The sequence below is a fragment of the Amycolatopsis keratiniphila subsp. keratiniphila genome, assembly GCF_001620365.2.
GTDB classification, from domain to species: Bacteria; Actinomycetota; Actinomycetes; order Mycobacteriales; family Pseudonocardiaceae; genus Amycolatopsis; species Amycolatopsis keratiniphila.
Window position 1 is genome coordinate 120,716 of record NZ_LQMT02000022.1, and the last position, 17,700, is coordinate 138,415.

At 68.8% G+C, this 17,700-nt stretch carries 18 protein-coding genes; 12 read left to right on the top strand and 6 right to left on the bottom strand.

Going from position 1 to position 17,700, the window contains the following annotated elements:
• Positions 1-50: 50 nt before the first annotated feature.
• Positions 51-2,060 carry a DUF6541 family protein gene (locus tag AVR91_RS23035; protein ID WP_063277321.1) on the bottom strand — a complete coding sequence of 670 codons (2,010 nt, stop codon included), beginning with the start codon at positions 2,058-2,060 and terminating at the stop codon, positions 51-53.
• A gap of 81 nt (positions 2,061-2,141) precedes the next feature.
• Here AVR91_RS23035 and glf point away from each other — a divergent pair, with 81 nt between their 5' ends.
• The 5 genes from glf to AVR91_RS23060 all read left to right on the top strand — a co-directional run bounded on the left by glf (position 2,142) and on the right by AVR91_RS23060 (position 6,825).
• Positions 2,142-3,368: a UDP-galactopyranose mutase gene (glf, locus tag AVR91_RS23040; protein ID WP_007030611.1), complete on the top strand. Its 1,227-nt coding sequence runs from the start codon at positions 2,142-2,144 to the stop codon at positions 3,366-3,368.
• Positions 3,361-3,876 (top strand): phosphatase PAP2 family protein, encoded by a 516-nt coding sequence (locus AVR91_RS23045; protein ID WP_063277320.1) that lies wholly within the window; start codon positions 3,361-3,363, stop codon positions 3,874-3,876. The genes glf and AVR91_RS23045 overlap by 8 nt, the downstream gene beginning before the upstream one ends.
• Positions 3,873-4,832 carry a decaprenyl-phosphate phosphoribosyltransferase gene (locus AVR91_RS23050; protein ID WP_063277319.1) on the top strand — a complete coding sequence of 320 codons (960 nt, stop codon included), beginning with the start codon at positions 3,873-3,875 and terminating at the stop codon, positions 4,830-4,832. The genes AVR91_RS23045 and AVR91_RS23050 overlap by 4 nt, the downstream gene beginning before the upstream one ends.
• A gap of 98 nt (positions 4,833-4,930) precedes the next feature.
• Entirely contained in the window at positions 4,931-5,281 is a 351-nt protein-coding gene (locus AVR91_RS23055) for a hypothetical protein (RefSeq protein WP_063277318.1), read from the top strand.
• A 38-nt stretch (positions 5,282-5,319) separates the two neighbouring features.
• Entirely contained in the window at positions 5,320-6,825 is a 1,506-nt protein-coding gene (locus AVR91_RS23060) for a hypothetical protein (protein ID WP_063277347.1), read from the top strand.
• A gap of 4 nt (positions 6,826-6,829) precedes the next feature.
• On the opposite strand, the gene AVR91_RS23065 is transcribed toward AVR91_RS23060, so the two are convergent.
• Genes AVR91_RS23065 through AVR91_RS23080 form a run of 4 tightly spaced genes read right to left on the bottom strand, consistent with a single transcriptional unit; the run spans position 6,830 to position 10,235 of the window.
• A complete protein-coding gene (locus tag AVR91_RS23065; RefSeq protein WP_063277317.1) occupies positions 6,830-7,423 on the bottom strand; it encodes a hypothetical protein in 594 nt (197 codons plus the stop codon).
• Positions 7,423-8,109 carry a hypothetical protein gene (locus AVR91_RS23070; protein WP_063277316.1) on the bottom strand — a complete coding sequence of 229 codons (687 nt, stop codon included), beginning with the start codon at positions 8,107-8,109 and terminating at the stop codon, positions 7,423-7,425. Before AVR91_RS23070 ends, AVR91_RS23065 begins: the two co-directional genes overlap by 1 nt.
• Before the next feature lie 3 nt (positions 8,110-8,112).
• Entirely contained in the window at positions 8,113-8,868 is a 756-nt protein-coding gene (locus AVR91_RS23075; protein ID WP_063277315.1) for a decaprenylphospho-beta-D-erythro-pentofuranosid-2-ulose 2-reductase, read from the bottom strand.
• The gene (locus tag AVR91_RS23080) at positions 8,865-10,235 is read right to left on the bottom strand and encodes an FAD-binding oxidoreductase (RefSeq protein ID WP_063277346.1); all 1,371 of its coding nucleotides are present in this window, start codon (positions 10,233-10,235) and stop codon (positions 8,865-8,867) included. The genes AVR91_RS23075 and AVR91_RS23080 overlap by 4 nt, the downstream gene beginning before the upstream one ends.
• A 101-nt stretch (positions 10,236-10,336) precedes the next feature.
• Between AVR91_RS23080 and AVR91_RS23085 the strand changes: the two genes are divergently transcribed.
• The 3 genes from AVR91_RS23085 to AVR91_RS23095 all read left to right on the top strand — a co-directional run bounded on the left by AVR91_RS23085 (position 10,337) and on the right by AVR91_RS23095 (position 13,897).
• Entirely contained in the window at positions 10,337-10,819 is a 483-nt protein-coding gene (locus AVR91_RS23085) for a GtrA family protein (RefSeq protein ID WP_016330686.1), read from the top strand.
• A 6-nt stretch (positions 10,820-10,825) separates the two neighbouring features.
• Positions 10,826-12,751, top strand: coding sequence for a glycosyltransferase (locus tag AVR91_RS23090; RefSeq protein ID WP_063277314.1), 1,926 nt, complete (start codon positions 10,826-10,828; stop codon positions 12,749-12,751).
• A gap of 132 nt (positions 12,752-12,883) precedes the next feature.
• The gene (locus AVR91_RS23095; RefSeq protein WP_063277313.1) at positions 12,884-13,897 is read left to right on the top strand and encodes an acyl-CoA dehydrogenase family protein; all 1,014 of its coding nucleotides are present in this window, start codon (positions 12,884-12,886) and stop codon (positions 13,895-13,897) included.
• On the opposite strand, the gene AVR91_RS23100 is transcribed toward AVR91_RS23095, so the two are convergent.
• Positions 13,894-14,136 carry a hypothetical protein gene (locus tag AVR91_RS23100; protein WP_016330689.1) on the bottom strand — a complete coding sequence of 81 codons (243 nt, stop codon included), beginning with the start codon at positions 14,134-14,136 and terminating at the stop codon, positions 13,894-13,896. The two genes, AVR91_RS23095 and AVR91_RS23100, sit on opposite strands and share 4 nt — an antisense overlap.
• Before the next feature lie 114 nt (positions 14,137-14,250).
• Between AVR91_RS23100 and AVR91_RS23105 the strand changes: the two genes are divergently transcribed.
• The 4 genes from AVR91_RS23105 (at position 14,251) to AVR91_RS23120 (ending at position 17,663) form a co-directional block, all read left to right on the top strand.
• Positions 14,251-15,015: an ESX secretion-associated protein EspG gene (locus tag AVR91_RS23105; RefSeq protein ID WP_063277345.1), complete on the top strand. Its 765-nt coding sequence runs from the start codon at positions 14,251-14,253 to the stop codon at positions 15,013-15,015.
• Positions 15,016-15,158: 143 nt separating this feature from the next.
• Entirely contained in the window at positions 15,159-15,635 is a 477-nt protein-coding gene (locus AVR91_RS23110) for a hypothetical protein (protein WP_228709301.1), read from the top strand.
• Positions 15,636-15,641: 6 nt separating this feature from the next.
• Entirely contained in the window at positions 15,642-16,193 is a 552-nt protein-coding gene (locus AVR91_RS23115; RefSeq protein WP_063277311.1) for a DUF3558 family protein, read from the top strand.
• Positions 16,194-16,205: 12 nt separating this feature from the next.
• Positions 16,206-17,663 carry a hypothetical protein gene (locus AVR91_RS23120; protein ID WP_063277310.1) on the top strand — a complete coding sequence of 486 codons (1,458 nt, stop codon included), beginning with the start codon at positions 16,206-16,208 and terminating at the stop codon, positions 17,661-17,663.
• Positions 17,664-17,700: the final 37 nt, after the last annotated feature.

Genomic DNA, 17,700 nt, shown 5'->3' on the forward strand with positions numbered 1-17,700 from the left:
TTGCAAGGAACGGACCGTTCATTGCACGCGTCGGCCGCGCGAAACAGCCGTCAGCGCGTCAGCGTGTAGATCGAAGCACCCGCGTTCGAGAAGTCCTTCCGCAGGAAGCCCAGCCCGTCCAGATCCCGCAGCCCCGGCGCCGGCGGCTCACCGATCTTGATCGGCGTGCTCCCGATCAGCACGTGCTTGATGTTCAGCCGCCGCACCGCGGCCCGCACCTCGGGGTCGGTGTCGTAGTCGCGGAAATGCAGCGCCAGGTACTTCGCGTCCGGCGGCGGCACGCCCGGGTCGTAGTGCCCGGCGACGGGGTGGATACCGGTGATCGCGTACAGCCAGGCCGTCCCGTCGAAGCGCTCGTTGAGCACCTTTTCGTCCGGCCCGACGTTCATCTTGGTCAGCTCGTTCATCGCGGCCAGCTCGTCGGCGCTGACCGGCGGCGTGACCTCGCCCTCGGGCCCGTTGTAGTACAGGAACGACACCGCGTGCGCGTTCGACTCGGTGTAGAAACCCTTGGTCAGCACGGCCGACGCGGCCACGACGAACACGGCGGTCGCCAGCCCCAGCCGGGCGGGCAGCGCGGGACGGCTCTTCACCCAGGACCGTCCGCTCGCCCACTTCGCGAACCAGCGCTGCAACTCCGCCATCCCGTGCCCGGCGAGCAGGCACAACGGGATCGCGGCGAGCGCCATCAGCCGGTACCGGTCGTTCCACCACGGCCGCGACAGCGAGATCACCCACGGCTCGGCGCCGAACGAGGCGACCAGCACGAACAGCGCCGAGAAGCCGATCGCCGAAAGCCCCACCCAGCGCATCCGCCCGAGCCGGAACAGGCTCAGCACACCGATCGCCAGCAGCACCGTCAGCCACACCTGCGGCGCGCTCAGCACCTGCCGGAAGGTCACCAGCAGCCCCAGCGACTTCAGCACCGGCAGGTCGGAGCCCCACGCGTAATAAGGGTATGAACCCGAAGTGAATTTCAGGGCGCCGAGGATGTGCGGTGCCGCGAGCAGCCCGCTGCCCGCCATCACCGGCACCATCTTGACGACGTCGCCGCCGATGACCCGCCAGCCGCCGCGCCCCTCGGGCACGCCGTCGAGCGGCTTGTGCCGCAGCGCGCGGTACCAGCGCTGCACCACCAGCGGGAAGGCGAACAGCAGCGCGCCGAACAGCGCCGACGAATGCGCCGCCAGCAGGCCGACCGCGGTCAGCGCGAGCACGTAGCCGGTGTCGAGGCCGGGCCGCGCGAGGAAGCGGGCCAGCGCGACCACGGCCAGCGGCGTCAGCACGATCCCCAGCGCGAACGGCAGCAGCCCGCTGGACACCGACTCGTACGCGCCGGTGGTGGCCGCGGCGGCCACCAGTGCCGTGCAGCCCGCGAACACCGCGCGCCCGCCGAGCTGGCGGATCAGGGCGACCATCGACAGCGCGAAGATCCCGGCGACCGGCATGGTGATGGCGTTCAGCGTGACCGGGATCGTCGTGCCCGAGATCGAGTACACGAGCGAGCCGACCAGGTGATACGCGTTCGGGTAGAACGAGCCGTCCGGGTACCAGTTGATGGTGCCCATACCGGTCAGCGAGCCGTCGCCGGTCTCGGCGATGTACCGGATGCCGTTCGCGTGGAACACGGTGTCCCAGCGCTGGAACACCGCCGTCGTGCCGCCGCGGGCGGAGAGCACCACGAGGATCGAGATGCCGACGGCCAGCGCGACGCAGGCCGCGACGGCGTAGTGCGCGCGCGGGTGCCACTTCTTCGGAGGCTCCTCGGCGCCCGGCTTGATCCAGCCGCGGCTCTGACCCAGCTTGCGGAGGCCGAAGCCGATCCCGGCGAGCACGGCCGTGACGGCCGCCACGGTGAGGGGGTTGTACGACACGCCCGCGAGTGCCAGCCACGGACCGGCCAGTCCGGTTACCGTGTAGGACAGCAGCGGGGCCAGCCCCGCCAGGGCCCAGCCACGCAGGCCGGCGGCACGGCCGACGAGCCCGCCGGGGACCGCGAGGACGGCCAGGTAGGTGAGGGTCGCACCGAAATACGACCAGAAGGTGTCCGGAGTAGGCACTGCTTCCTAAATGTGTCTGTCGAAGGTGAAAACCGGTGCTCGGTGCAGGGCACGGAGTCGACGTGCGTACCCTCGACGCCCGTGAGCGCGCACACGAACCCCGACAAGATTACTGAAGCCGATTTCACCGGCTACGACCTCATCGTGGTCGGGTCCGGTTTCTTCGGGCTGACCGTCGCCGAACGGGCCGCGGCCGAGCTCGGCAAGAAGGTCCTCGTGCTGGAGCGGCGGCACCACATCGGTGGCAACGCCTACTCCGAGGCCGAGCCCGAGACCGGGATCGAGGTGCACCGTTACGGTGCGCACCTGTTCCACACCTCCAACAAGCGTGTGTGGGAGTACGTCAACCGCTTCACCGAGTTCACGAACTACCAGCACCGCGTGTTCGGCAAGTACCAGGGTCAGGTGTACCCGCTGCCGATGAACCTGGCGCTGATCAACCAGTTCTTCGGCAAGTCGCACACGCCGGACGAGGCCCGCGAGCTGATCGCCAAGCAGGCGTCGGAGTTCGAGACCGCGAACGCGCAGAACCTCGAGGAAAAGGCCATCTCGCTGATCGGCCGCCCGCTCTACGAGGCGTTCATCCGCGGCTACACGGCCAAGCAGTGGGAGAACGACCCGAAGAACCTGGGCGCCGACATCATCACCCGGCTGCCGGTCCGCTACACCTTCGACAACCGCTACTTCAACGACACCTACGAGGGTCTGCCGGTCGACGGCTACACCGCGTGGCTCGAGAAGATGGCGGAGCACGAGAACATCGAGGTGCGGCTGAACGTCGACTACTTCGACGTCCGCGAGCACATCCCCGCCGGCACCCCGACCGTCTACACCGGGCCGCTCGACCGCTACTTCGACTACTCCGCGGGCCGCTTCACCTGGCGCACGGTGGACTTCGAATCCGAGGTCGTCGAGACAGGCGACTTCCAGGGTGCCTCGGTCGTCAACTACAACGACGAAGAAGTGCCCTACACCCGGATCATCGAGTTCCGGCACTTCCACCCGGAGCGCAAGCACTACCCGAACGACAAGACGGTCGTGTTCCGCGAGTACTCCCGCTTCGCCGGCGAGGCCGACGAGCCGTACTACCCGATCAACACCCCGGAGAACCGCGAGAAGCTCGAAGCCTACCGCGAGCTGGCGAAGGCCGAGGCCAAGAACAAGAACGTGCTGTTCGGCGGCCGTCTCGGTACCTACAAGTACCTCGACATGCACATGGCCATCGGCTCGGCGCTGTCCGTGTTCGACAACAAGATCGCGCCGCACCTGACCGATGGCGCGCCTCTGGACGGATCCCTCGATGCTTGAGAAGGGCGTTCCCACCGGTGAGGTGGCGGTTCTCGCGAAGGCTCAGGGCGTCCTGAAGAGCGACGCCACGGTGAAGGCGGCACGCGGTCTTTCGCACTTCGGCGAGCACAGCGCGGGCTGGTTCGCGCTGGGGCTCGTCGGGGCCGCGGTAGACAAGAAGCGCCGCAAGGACTGGCTGGTCGCGGCGGCGGGCGTCGTCGGCGCGCACGCCGCGTCCATCGCGGTGAAACGCGTGGTCAGGCGGCCACGACCGGACCACCCGAGCGTCGAGGTCCTGGTCTCCACGCCGAGCAAGCTGAGCTTCCCGTCCTCGCACGCGACCTCGACTACGGCGGCGGCGGTGCTCTACTCCGGATTGACCGGGCGTAACCTGGTCCCGGCCCTGGTACCGCCGATGCTGGCCTCCCGGCTCGTGCTCGGCGTCCACTACCCGACCGACGTTCTGGCCGGAGCGGCCCTTGGGGGCGTAGTCGGCGGCTTGATACGTAGGAAGCTGAAGCGACGATGAGTGAAACGACCGAGAAGGCCGATTCCAAGCCTGACGACGTAGAACCCGTGGCCGAGGCCGCCGAGCCGAAGAAGGTCGCCGGCGGTCTCGTCGGCGGCATCATCAAGACGGCACGCCCGCGCCAGTGGGTGAAGAACGTGCTGGTGTTCGCCGCACCGTTCTTCGCCTTTTCGAAGTCGACGGACCGGACCGGCCTGCTGATCGCCGCGCTGATCGCCTTCGCGGCGTTCTCGCTGGTGGCCTCCTCGGTCTATCTCATCAACGACGCGATCGACGTCGAGGCCGACCGGGCGCACCCGACCAAGCGGAACCGGCCCATCGCGGCCGGGATCGTGCCGGTGCCGGTGGCGTTCGTCGCGGCGGCCGTGTTCTTCGCCGCCGGCCTCGGCATCTCGTTCTTCGCCAGCTGGCAGCTCGCGGTCGTGCTGGCGGTCTACGAGGCCGTCCAGCTCGGTTACTGCTTCGGGCTCAAGCACCAGCCGGTGGTCGATCTGGCCATCGTCGGCTCGGGCTTCCTGATGCGGTCGATCGCCGGTGGTGTGGCCGCCGGTATCGCGCTTTCGCAGTGGTTCCTGCTGGTCACCGCGTTCGGCTCGCTGTTCATGGTGGCGGGCAAGCGCTACGCCGAGATCATGCTCTTCGAGCGCACCGGGGCGAAGATCCGGTCTTCGCTGAAGAAGTACTCGGCGAGCTACCTGCGGTTCGTCTGGGCGACGTCCGCGGCGATCCTGATCATGTCTTACTGCCTGTGGGCGTTCGAGATCCGCCAGGTCGAGCACGACTCGGTCTGGGCGGTCGTCTCGATGGTCCCGTTCGTGGTGGCCGTCCTGCGCTACGCCGTCGACGTCGACGGCGGCAACGCGGGCGAGCCGGAGGAGATCGCGCTCAAGGACCGCGTGCTCCAGGTGCTCGGCGCGAGCTGGGTCATCACGCTGTTCCTGTCGTTCTATCTCTGATTCGACAGCTCACACACAGCGCATCCATAGGAAGCGCACGGATCCTCGGTGATGGGGGCGGGCACACAGCCCGCCCCCATCAGCCTGAGGAGCGAAAGATGACCGACCCGCAGCGGCCGTCCGAAGACGAGGACAAGACGGTCGAGCAGCCTTCAGTGGCGGACGAGACCCCGAAGCAACAGCCCGCCGCGCCTCCGCCGGTGGTGCAGGCCCCGCCCCGGAAGGGCGGATTCCGCCGGTTCGCCGGGCACCGCGCGACGCAGCTGGTGGCGGTCGGCGCCCTCGGCTTCGTCCTCGGCGGCGGCATCATCGGCACCGCCGTCGGCCTGGCCTCCCGCGACGGTGACCGCCCCGGTTTCTCCCGTGAACACCGTGGCCCGGGTGGTCACGGCATGGATCGCGACTTCCGTGACGGCCCCGGCTGGCGTGACCAGCGCCACGGCGGGTAGATAACGGAATCATCACGCCGCCGTGTACGGTGTTCGTGATGCGAAGCGCCTCCGCCGATCTGCCCCAGGCTTCCGGTGCGCTGCCGGGAGCCGCCGTCCTTACCCGACCCTGGGTGCTCCCGGCCGGGGCGGCGGTGGTGTCGGCCCTGGTGTTCGTGCTGGTCAGCGGGCATTTGATCGACGACACGTACATCACGCTCTCGTATGCGAAGAACCTCGCCTTCCACGGCCACTGGGGCCTGATCGAAGAGGGCACCGCCAACACCGCGACGTCGCCGCTGAACGTCCTCGTGCTGGCGCTCGTCACCTTCATCGTGCGAGACGCCGTCTTCGCCGCCGGGATCGTCTTCGTCGCGAGCCAGGTGGCGCTCGTCCTCGGCCTCCGCCGCATCGGCGCCGCGACCGGCCTCCCGGGCTGGTTCGCCCCGCTGGCGCTGGGCCTGCTGCTGGTGAACCCGCTGCTGCTGTCGTCGGTCGGCCTCGAAGTCTCCCTCGGCGCGGCGGCCGTCGTCTGGTCGATGGTGTTCCTGCACGAACGACGGCCCGCCGCCGCGGGCGCGGTGATCGGCCTGATCGCGCTGATCCGGATCGATCTGCTGCTGATCGCGTTCGTGCTGTTCCTCGGTCGCCGCGAATTCTGGGTGGGCATCTGGCGGATGACGTTCGCCGCGCTCGCGGTGATGCTGCCGTGGTTCGTGTTCAGCTGGCTGGTGCTGGGTTCGGCGGTGCCGGACACCCTGGTCATCAAGATCATGCAGCGGTCGTGGGGACCGTTCAGCTTCACCAACGGCCCGCTGCTGTACTGGCGCAACTTCCCGGTGGCGGCGACGCTTTCCTTCCTGCCGCTCGTGATCGGCGCGCTCGCCGGTCTACTGTGGACATTCCACTTCCGGCGCGGCTCGGAGCGGGCGAAGCGCCTGCTGCCGTTCGCGACCCTCGCCATCGCCGGCGCGGCGCACTATCTGGCGTACTGCTGGCTGAACGTCCCGCCGTACCACTGGTATTACGCGCCCAGCATCATCGGCGCGACGGTGTTCTTGGCCGCCGCTGCCTGCGCGGTGCCCGGCCGGGCACGGCTCGGGACGGGGATCCTCGCGGGCGCCTTCCTGCTGACGAGCGCCGTCGCCTACGCGGCTCCCGAACTGCCGCGCCGGTTCGCGCCCATCACCAGCAATCACGCCGCGTCGGACGAATACCGCGCGATCGGCTCCCAACTGGGCGCCTTGACCAAGGGGCGCAAGGTGGAGAGCGCGGGCGAGGTCGGCGCCCTCGCGTACTCCTGCGACTGCGACATCGTCGACCAGTTCTCCGACCGCGGGTCGGTCGATCCGGCGATAGTCGAGACGAAGAACCGCAGCAGCGATCTGGGGAAGGCGCTGCTGGCGGCGAACTTCCGGTTCTTCGATCACAGCGTCCCGCCCGCGACGCCGGAGCTGGTGCTGACCACCACCAGCAAGGCCCCGCCCGCGAACGCGCTGGCGAGCTGGACCATCCACTCGCCGTGGATGGGCACGCAAAGCCTGTACCTGCTCCCGGCCCGCTGAGGGGTCAGCGGCGGGAACGGGCCCGGTCGGCCTTCGTGACGGCCAGCATGTCCCGCTGGCAGATCATGGACCCGTCGGCGAAGACGAACTGAAGCACCGGCCGCGGCGGAAAACTCCGCCCCAGGTAGAGCGCGGACACCGAACGCACCACGCCCGACGGCATCTCCTCGAAGGTCCGGAACGGCTGGGCGGGATCCTCGCCCTCCAGCAGCCGCGCCGGGTACACGACGGCCAGCCGCCGATCCGAAAGCGTCAGCCGCGCCTCGCCCTTGCCCCCGGCGAGATGGTCCGCGAGCCGCACCGCGGTCTGGTCCGCGGTCCGCGCGACGACCCAGTACGCGATCGTCGGGTCGTCGGTCCAGTCGCCTTCGAGGACGTCCGGAGCGGGCAGCGGCCATCGTGTCTTCCCGGTCACCGCAGGGGTTTCGCGCGCCGCCGAGTAGGGCAGCGTGAGCTCGCCGTCCAGCACGAGCCCGACATAACCGTGCGCGGGCGGGCAGCCGATGATCAGACGTTCACCGGGCGCGAGCCAGAACTGATGCAGTTCCTTCTCGACGATCTCGTCGACGGACTTCGCCATCGGAAGCGTGTTCTCCATCAGCTCACCGTCACCGAGTGGAGCCAGGCGAACTGCCGGGGATCGTCGCAGTCGAACAGGAAATCCATCCCCGATCCGTCCACAAAGGACGCACGGAGACAGGGGCGCCGCTTCTTGCCGTGCTCGGCCACGGCGAACCCGGCGATCGACTCGCGCGGGATCTCGGCGCACGGCACCATCTCGTGCCGCGCGATCGGGACGCCCGCCGCGTTCTCGCCGTAGGTCTTCGTGGTCATGATCGCGGCGATGTCCTTGCCGAACCCGATCGCCTTCGACAGGAACGACTTCTCCGAGGGCTTCCCCGGCGCGACGGATTTCTCCAGCACCAGCAGCCGCGCGCTGGTGAGCGCCCACAGCCGCGAAAGCGAACCGCTGGTGGACAGCTCCCGCACGGCCGCGTGTGCGAGGCCACCCTGTTCGCCGAACACGATGACCTGCGGCGACGGCGGATTCGACCGGCCGCTGTCGTCGCCACCGCCCAATGCCGCGCCGACCATGTCCCCGGCGAAGTTCGCCGCGCCCGAGCCGAGCTTGCCCAGCACGCTCTTCTTCGGCACACCCCAGGGATCCAAGCCGCGCACGTCGTAGTTCAGCGTCCGGCCGTACGCGGCCCACAGCAGCCGTTCGCCCGGGCGCAACGAAGGCAGGGCCTGCGACGCGGCCCCGAGCGGATAGCCGAGATTCATTCCCTAGATCGGCAGCTTCCGGAAGATCGGCCGGGGGATGTGCCGGAGGGCCGACATGACCAGCCGGAACGGCGCGGGCGACCACACCAGTTCCTTGCCGGCGCGCGAGGCGGCGACGGCGGTCTCGGCGACCTGCTCGACGTCCACCGTCAGCGGGGCGTCCTTGAGGCCTTCGGTCATCTTGGTCCGGACCTGGCCGGAGCGGACGACGGTGATCTGCACGCCGAACTCGGCCAGTGCCTCGCCGAGTCCCAGGTAGAAGCCGTCGAAACCGGCCTTGGAGGAGCCGTAGACGAAGTTCGACCGGCGGACCCGCTCACCGGCGACCGAGGACAGCGCGATGACCTTGCCGTGGCCCTGCGTCTTGAGCTTGTTCGACAGCGCGACCCCGACGGACACCGCGGACGTGTAGTTCACGGTCGCCGCCTCGACGGCCTTCGCGTGGTCCTGCCACAGCTCTTCCTGGTCGCCGAGCAGGCCGAACGCGACGACGGTGACGTCGATGTCGCCACCCTCGAAGGCCTTGTCCAGCACGGCGGGGTGGGTGTCCAGGGCCTTGGCGTCGAAGTCCACGGTCGACACTTCGGCGCCCTTGTCCTTCAGGCGCTGAGCGGCCGCGTCGAGCCGCGGCGACTGCCGTCCGGCCAGCACGACCCGGAGGGGCCGCTCCGACAGGTACTTCTCCGCGATCGCGAGCGCGATGTCGGAGGTGCCGCCGAGCAGCAGCAGGGACTGGGGGTTGCCCACAGCGTCGATCACAGTTCCAACCTTCGGGACATGTCAGAGGCGAAAACGCCTTCGGGGTCAACGGAGGCGCGGACCTTGCGCCATTCTTCGAGCCGCGGGTACATCTTCGCGAAGTTCTCCGCGGAGGTGCGCGAGTCCTTCGCCGTGTACAGACGGCCGCCGAGCGCGAGGACGTCCTCGTCGAGTTCCTGGCAGAACCGGCTCAGCCCGTCCTTGATCGGGAAGTCGAGGCAGACCATCCAGCCGGGGTGCGGGAACGACAGCGGCGCCGGGTTGCCCTCGCCCATCTGCTTGAACACGTTGAGGAACGACACGTGCCCGGAGTCGGCGACCTTCTGGATGATCCGGCGCAGCGGCTCGTGCGCGTTCAGCGGCGTGCTGAACTGGTACTGCAGGAAACCCTTGGAGCCGTAAGCCCGGTTCCACTCGCCGAACAGGTCGAGCGGGTGATAGAACGCGGTCAGGCTCTGGATCTGGTCGCGCGCGTTCTTCGCGGTCTTGCGGTAGTACAGCTCGCCGATCGCGGAGAACGACAGCTTGTTCGCCAGCCCGTTCGGGAACACGTCCGGCAGGGTCGCCAGGGTGCCCGGGTTGAACTTGAGCGGGTCGGCCCGCAGCTTGGGCGGCAGTTCGTCCAGCTTGGCGAGCGAACCGCGCTGGAAGGCGGCGCGGCCGAGCTTCGCGCCCCTGGAGATCGAGTCGAACCAGCCGGAGGAGTACGTGTAGTTGTCCTCGGAGCCGTCGGTGACCAGCGCCAGCGTCTCGTCGAGGTTCGCGGTGCGCTGGATGTCGGCCTTGAAGTAGGCCGTCTCCGTCTTCGTCATCCGGACCTTGGCGCGGACGATGATGCCGGTCAGGCCGATACCCGCCACGGTCGCCCAGAACAGCTCCGCGTCGGGGCCGTCCGGCGTGATCGTGCGCACCTGCCCGTCGGCGGTGACCAGGTCCATCGACACCACGTGGTTGCCGAAGCTGCCGGCCGAGTGGTGGTTCTTGCCGTGGATGTCGTTGGCGATCGCACCGCCGATGGTCACCTGGCGGGTGCCCGGCAGCACCGGGACCCACAGGCCGTAGGGGAGGCCCTCGCGCATCAGCTTGTCGAGGCTGACCCCGGCGTCGAGGTCGACGATGCCGGAATCCGGGTCGATCGAGTGGATGCGGTCCAGCGCGGTCATGTCCACGACCAGGCCGCCCGCGTTCTGCGCCGGGTCGCCGTACGAGCGGCCGAGACCACGCGCGATGACCCCGCGTTCCCCGGCCCGCGTCACCGCACGGGCGATGGCTTCCACGTCGGGGGTGCTCAGGACGTCCGCGATGGTCGGCGACGTCCTTGCCCAGCCCATGAGCGACTGACGCTGTGTCTTGGGTGCTTGGGTCACGCCGACCAGGGTAACCACGCCGAACACTGCCCGGAACGTGACCCTGAAGTGCTCGCTTCTACACTTTGCGCATCAGCCCCAGCAGTTTATGAGGTAGAGCAGTGGTGGCGACCGACCCGAAAGCCGGCGTGACGGCAGCAGCGCCGTCCTCCCCTGGGCTGCTCGGGCAGCTCATCCGCTTCGGCCTCATCGGCGGCTTCTGCGCCCTGGTCGATTTCGGCGTCTACCAGGGGCTTCGTGCCCTCGGAATGGACGCGACGCCGTGGGTCGACATCGCCCGCGCGCTCAGCTTCATCGTGGGCACCACGACCGCCTTCTTCCTGAACCGCAAGTTCACCTTCGCCGGTGGACGCCAGGAGGGCGCGCGTCAGATCGGTGGCTTCGTGCTCTTGTACGCCGTGACGTTCCTCGTGGCCGTCGGCGTCAACCGCACGATGCTGCACGTCCTGCCGGAGTCGGCCTGGAAGGCCACCTTCGGCTGGGTCGTCTCGCAGGCAACCGCGACCGTGATCAATTTCGTCATGCTCAAGTGGGTCGTCTTCCGTGAGCCCCGCGCCACCGCCACCAGCACAGAGGAGAACTGAGGATTCATGCCCGGTAAAGCCGCCGTCACCGGAGAGGCCCCGAGCGCCATGGTGAGCACTGTCGACGACACCCGCTTCGCGGAACGCACCCCGCAGGGCCGTCTCACCGCGCAGCGCGGGCTCTACGCCGGCCCGGCCCCCATCGTCAGCAAGGACCTCTACGCAGAACTCGAGTGGGGGACCGCCGTGCGCGAGCGCGCGGGCATCTCCATCGAGCCGGCGTCGAAGGTGTCCGGCAACACGTACTTCGGCCGGTTCCCCGCCAGCTACTGGCAGCGCTGGACCGACGTGACCGAGGTCCAGGTCGAGGCCGTCGTCACCGGTGACGGCCAGCTGTCCATCGGCGCTTCCGACATCGAGGGCGACCCCCGCGTGGTCGCCGCCGAGATCGTCGCGGGTGCGAAGCAGCAGAAGGTGACGCTCACCGCGAAGCTCGACAAGTTCTACGACGGCGGCGCGCTCTGGCTCGACCTCGAGACCGAGGGCGGCCAGTCGCTGCGTGTCGAGAAGGTCCGCTGGACGGTCGAGGCGCCGGAGAAGATCCGCCCGACCGCGGTGACCATCTGCACGATGAACCGCGCCGACGACTGCCTGTCGAACCTGCAGGCGCTCGCCGCCGACGTCTCCTCGCTGGAGACGCTCGACGCGATCTACGTCGCCGACCAGGGCACCGACCTCGTCGAGTCGCGCGACGGCTTCGAGCAGGTCGCCAAGGACCTCGGCGACAAGCTGCACTACATCAAGCAGCCGAACCTCGGCGGCGCCGGCGGGTTCACCCGCGGCCTCTACGAGGTCGCCGGGCACACCGAGACCGAGCACGCGAACGTCCTGTTCATGGACGACGACGTGCTGCTGGAGCCGGATCTGGTGATCCGGATGACCGCGTTCTCCAACCGCACGGTCAACCCGGTCATCGTCGGCGGGCAGATGCTGAACCTGTTGCACCCGAACCAGCTGCACGTCGGCGCCGAATACGCCCGGCTGAACACGCTGGAGCCCGGCCAGCCGGTGCAGCACTCGCTCTCGACCGCCGACCTGCTCGGCGTCGACGAGGAGACCCTCAAGCCGAACCGCCAGGAACGCCGCCTCGACGCCGGGTACAACGGCTGGTGGTCGTGCCTGATCCCGTACGAGGTCGTCAAGGCCACGGGTTACCCGCTGCCGTTCTTCTTCCAGTGGGACGACGCGGAGTACAGCTACCGCGCCCGCGCGCACGGCTTCCCCACGGTCACCCTTCCGGGCGCCGGCGTCTGGCACGCCGACTTCCACTGGAAGGACTGGGACGAGTGGCACCGCTACTTCAACCTGCGGAACTCGATCATCACCGCCGCGCTGCACTCGCCGTTCAACCTGAACCTGCTCTCGCGCGTGCTCATCGCGCAGCTGGTCCGGTACCTGCTCGGCATGCAGTACGGCCTGTCCGCCACGCTGATCAAGGCCGTCGAGGACTTCCTCGAAGGGCCGGAGGTCCTGCGTGACGGCGGCGTCGCCGCGATGAAGGAGATCCGCCGGATCCGCGACGAGTACCCCGAGACCAAACGGCACAAGGCCACCGACGTCCCGGGTATCGCGTCGAACGACATCGGCATCATCAACAGCGCACCGCGGCCCAGCATGCAGCGCCTGGTGCTGATCAAGCGGATCCTCGACCGGGTGCTCGGCCGCAGCCGTCACTCGCTCGGCGCGATCCCGATCGACGAGGCCCACTGGTGGCACGTCGCGACCTTCGACACCGCCGTCGTCACCGACGCTTCGCAGGAAGGCGTGCGGGTCCGCTCGTACGACCGCGCGAAGATGTTCGACCTGGCGCGCCGGGGCGCGAAGGTGATCCAGCGGCTCCGCAAGGAAGGCGCGGCGGTGCAGGAGCAGTACAAGCGCGCCATGCCCGAGCTGACCTCGCGGGACAACTGGAAGCGGCTTTACGAGCTGTAAGCACGCTTCGCTTTACCGAGTGTCATGAAAGGGTCGTTCAGGACGTTTTTCGTCCTGAACGACCCTTTCATGACGTTTGGGGTCGGTTCTGACAGCCAGGAAAAACCGGGAAAGTAAGGGTAGCCTTACCGCATGACGGATCTGGTCACCCGCGCCCAAGCCCTCGCCGATGATCTCCTCTTCCCCGCCGCCACCGAAGTCGACCTAAAGGGTGAAGTGCCCTCAAGCCACTTCGACGCCCTCGCCGCCGAAGGCTTCTACGGTCTTGCGGCGCCCAAGGAAGCCGGTGGTCCGGGCGCCGACCTCCCGACGATCGTCCAGGTCCTCGAAACGCTGGCGGGCGGCTGCCTCAGCACGATGTTCACGTGGATCCAGCACCACGGCCTGGTCGCCGCGCTCACCACAGCCGACAACGCCGAGCTGCGCGACCGCTACCTCCCGCGGCTGGTCAGCGGAGAACTCAAGGCGGGCGCCGCGTTCGCCGCGGTGATCCCGACCCCGCCCAGGCTGCGCGCGGAACGCGTCGACGGCGGCTACCTGCTCGACGGCGAGGCCCCGTTCGTCAGCGGCTGGGGCGTCATCGACCTGCTCCAGCTCTGCGCCCGCGACGGCGACACCGTGGTGAGCGCGATCATCGATCCGGTGCCGGGGGAGCAGCTGGAGGCCCGGCCGCTCGACCTCGTCGCGGCGCAGGGCACGGCCACCGTGCACCTCGTCTTCACCCGCTACTTCCTGCCCGATGACCGCGTCTACGGGAAGATCGCGCACGCGGACTTCGTCGCGGGCAACACCTTCGCCTCCCGGCTCAACGGCTGCGCGCCCCTCGGCCTCGCCGCCCGCGCCGCGCGGCTTATCGAGGAGCTCGGGAAGCCCGGCGTCGCCGCCGGGATCCGGGCCGAGATCGACGCGGTCCGCGGCAGGCTCGACGCGGCCCTCGCCGATCCGCCGTCGCTGCCCGCGGCCAGGGCGGCGGGCGCGGAGCTCGCCTTCCGGGCCGCGGGCGCGCTGGTCGCGGCCAACGGCAGCACGTCGGTACTCGCCGGACGACACCCCCAGCGGCTCGTCCGGGAAGCCACCTTCCTGCTGGTCGCCGCCGGTCGCCCAGAAATCAAATCCGGTCTGCTGGAGCTCTTTTCCCGGGATTAGTGGAGGCCGAACACTCTCGTCTTGCGGTTCAGATCGTCGATGTAGGCGGCGGCGACGTGGGAGAAGTTGATCGCCACCTCGGAGTCGTCCCTCGTCTGGATCGTCTGCACCGAACCGGTGCGGACGAAATGCGAGAGGTCCTTGGTCAGCCGTTCGGTTTCTTCCGTCGTGAGCGCGAAGAGCAGCGGCTCCCCGCCGGTGGCGAGATGGAGGACGAGCGCGGGTTTCTGGTCTGCCATGAATCCATGGCACCAGCCGTGATCACAACCGGGCAAGCGGGTTCGCTGCGGGCGTATCGGGCGCGTGGACTACGTTCATCCCGACGGACAAGACACCCGCGGGGGGAAATGGCGATGCCGCATTCGTTCTCGTTGTCGCTGGCGGCGGTGGACATCCTGCTCGAACACGGCCGGTTCGGACCGGCGCCCGTCCCGTTCGAGGTCCCGCACATCGGCACGACGACCGATCAGCGCGCGATGGTGCGCGAGGCCGTCTTCCGCGACCTCGAAGGCCGCGGCCTGATGCGCGGCGGCAGGCTCGACGCCGACGTCGAACTCGCGATCGCCACCTTCGCCAACCCGCAGCTCGCCGTCTGGGCGGTCGCGCAGATGGACAAGGACAAGCAGCTGTTCGCGCGTGCTGCGACGAACGGGCAGTTCGCGGTCGTCGTGCGCCAGGAAGAGAACCTGCTCGTGTTCGAGGAGACCAGGCCGACCGCGATCGTCGCGTCGATCGTCGATCTGCTGCCGCTCACCCCGGCGGGCCCCGGTCAGTCGGTCACCATCGCGAAGCCGGCGAGCGCGCCGAAGCGCCCCCGGAACGACGACGCGTACGACCCCTTCGCCAACGTCAGCGGGCCGCGGTCGCACGGGTCGAACCCGCAGCAGCGGCAGGTGGAGCGGATCTTCGAGAAGCCGAAGACGCGAGTGGGCCAGTTCAGCGTGTTCATCCGAGGCGGCCAGGTGTTCCCGCCGCTGGCGTGGTTCGACACCGAAGCGGGCCGCTTCATGATGACCTCGCGCCAGGCGGCCGACGGGCAAAGCTGGCTGACCTACGCTCCCGCCGACAACGCGAGGATCGCTCAGCAGCTGTACGCCCAGCTCGAAGGGCAGTTCTGACCGACGGGGAACCGGGGTGACGCCCGTTTCGTCACAGTTTCGGAGATCTTCGGTGATCGGTGAATCACCGTTGCGCTGAGTGCCCGGCTAGTAGACTGCCGGGCGATACGCACGGGCGAGCAGACGAGGCAGTGGGGCGGGCGATGGCTTTCGAAGCGGACGGCGGACAGGCGGCACCGGACTTCTCGATCGGCGCGGCCATGGGCGCGGCAGCCGGTTACGTGGCGGCGGGTGGCCTGAACGCGGCCGCGGTCGCCCAGGTGAGCGCGGAGACCCAGAAGCTGGTCTCGGCCGCCAAGAGCGGCGGCTTCAAGATCACCGCCGAAGGCGTCAAGCCGCTTCTCAAAGCGGTGCGCGACATGGGGGCCGAGCTCACCAGGCTGGAGCGGCAGACGATCCGGCTCTCCGAAGCGCCGCAACTCGGCGACCACCCGTACGGCAGGACCGTCGCGGCCCACGACCAGAAGGGCGCCGCCCAGTCGGCCAATTCGGCGAGTGCGGTGCTCGGCAAGTTCAAGCAGGTGGTGCTGGACACCGAAGAAGCGCTGCTGCGCGCGTCGGGTCAGTACAAGAAAAAGGAAGACGAAACGGTCGAGGCGCTCGATCGGCTCAAGAACTGAGGCGGAATGAAGAAGCTGCTCCTCGTACCGCTGACCGCGGCCGCGCTCGTGCTCGCGGCCTGTTCCACCGAAAAGCCGGGCACGCCCTCCGCGGCGCCGTCGTCGCCCACGCAAGGCGGCGAGTCCACCGCGCCGACGACGGCCACCGGTGGTGCCGACCCCGCGTCGATCGATCCGTGCTCGCTCCTCGGCGTGGCCGATCTCGCGTCGTACGGCACTTTCAAGGCGCCGGTTCCCCAGAACGACGCCGGTGCCCGTGGCTGCGAGTTCACCAAGGAGGCCGAGTCGGCGGCGGACGCCGTCTCGCTCGGCGTCGACATCCGTGACAAGCAGGGCATCGACAGCGTCGCCGATAGTGGGAACGGCAAGACCACCGGAAACGTCAACGGCCGTAAAGCGGTGCTCGTCCCGAAGCCGCCTTCCGGCTGCCTGATGGCGCTCGAAATCGGCGCCTCCGCCCGCGCCGACATCGTGGTCGTCAGCACGGATCCGGAGAAGTCGTGCGGGATGGCGGAGAAGATCGCCGACATCGTCGAACCGAAGCTTCCGAAGGGCTAGGGGGAACAGAGGATGACCACCAACAAGGGTCAGATGACCGAGCAGGAGTACGTCAGCGGTCTCTCGCCCCAGGCCCGGGACCAGTACTACCAGGACAAGGCCAGCGGCGAGGCCGGCGACGGTCCGTTCGCCATCTTCCAGCGGCTGATCGCCCAGGGCAGGGCCCAGCAGCAGTCCGAAGACGTCGGGAACAAGACCGTCGACGAGCTGACCAAGAACAAGGACATCAAGTACGTCGAGGGGCTCGAGCCGCCGAACGGCGACTACCTCGGCTACGACCACGAGAAGCTCGAACAGTTCGTCAACAGCAACCTGAACGTCGAGCAGGTCTCCGAGGTCTCGACCGCGTACCACGAGATCCACAAGGCCTTCGACACCTTCTCGAGGACGATGGACCAGGCCGTCACCGCCTCGCAGGGCACCTGGGAAGGTGACGCGGCGGGCAACGCGCAGGGTTACTTCAAGAGCCTCAGCAAGTGGTCCGAGACGAACTCGCAGAACGCCAAGCTCGCCTCCGAGACGATCTACGACCAGGGCACCGCGGCTTCCACCGTGAAGAACACGATGCCCAAGCCGATCCCCTTCAACTGGAAGGACGAGGTCGGGGGGTGGATGACGTCGAACCCGTTCAATCTCGGCGAGAACATCGACAAGTCCATCCAGAAGCAGAAGGACAGCCAGGAGGCCCACACCCAGGCGGCCTCCGCCATGAACAGCTACGACAAGGCCTTGTACGAGGCCGCGTCGAAGCAGCCGGCGTTCGCCGAGCCGCCGAAGTTCGGCGAGGGCGGCGGTGGCGGGATCGACGATCCGGGCAGGCCGCAGCCGTACCAGGTCCCGCCCGGCTCGAACACGCCCGGCTCCAACAACCCCGGCAACACCTACATCCCGCCCGGCAACGGTGGCGGGGGCAGCGGTGGTGGCGGAGGCGGTGGCGGCGGCTACGGCTCCCAGCTGCCCGGCCCGGGCAGCACCACGGGGTCCGGCAGCCTCCCGTCGGGTACGACGCCGTCCGGCTTCCAGAACAACCCGGCGCCGATCACCACGCCCGGCCCCAACAACAACGCGATGCCGATCAGCCCCATGCCGATGGCGCCGCCCATGATGGGCGGCGGCATGGGTGACTCGGACTACAACAGCCGGACCGGCCGCGGTGGCGGCGGAAGCGGGTTCGGCCCCGGCAGCGGCGCCGGTTCCACACCGGGTTCGGGTTCCGCGTCCGGCGCGGCCCGTCCGGGCGGTGTCGGTGCCGCCGAAGCGGCCGCCGGCCGAGGTATGGGCGGTCTCGGCGGTGGCGCCGCCGGTCGCGGTGGTCCGGGGATGGCAGGCGGCGGAATGGGCGGCCGCGGTCAGCAGTCGGACGGAGACGAGGACACCGAGCACCAGCGTCCGACGTACCTCGTCGAGGGCGACCCCGACGAGGTGTTCGGGACCGATATGCGCACCGCGCCGCCGGTCATCGGCGAATAGACGGACGAAAAAAGGGGGCCCCTCGCGCGAGCGAGGG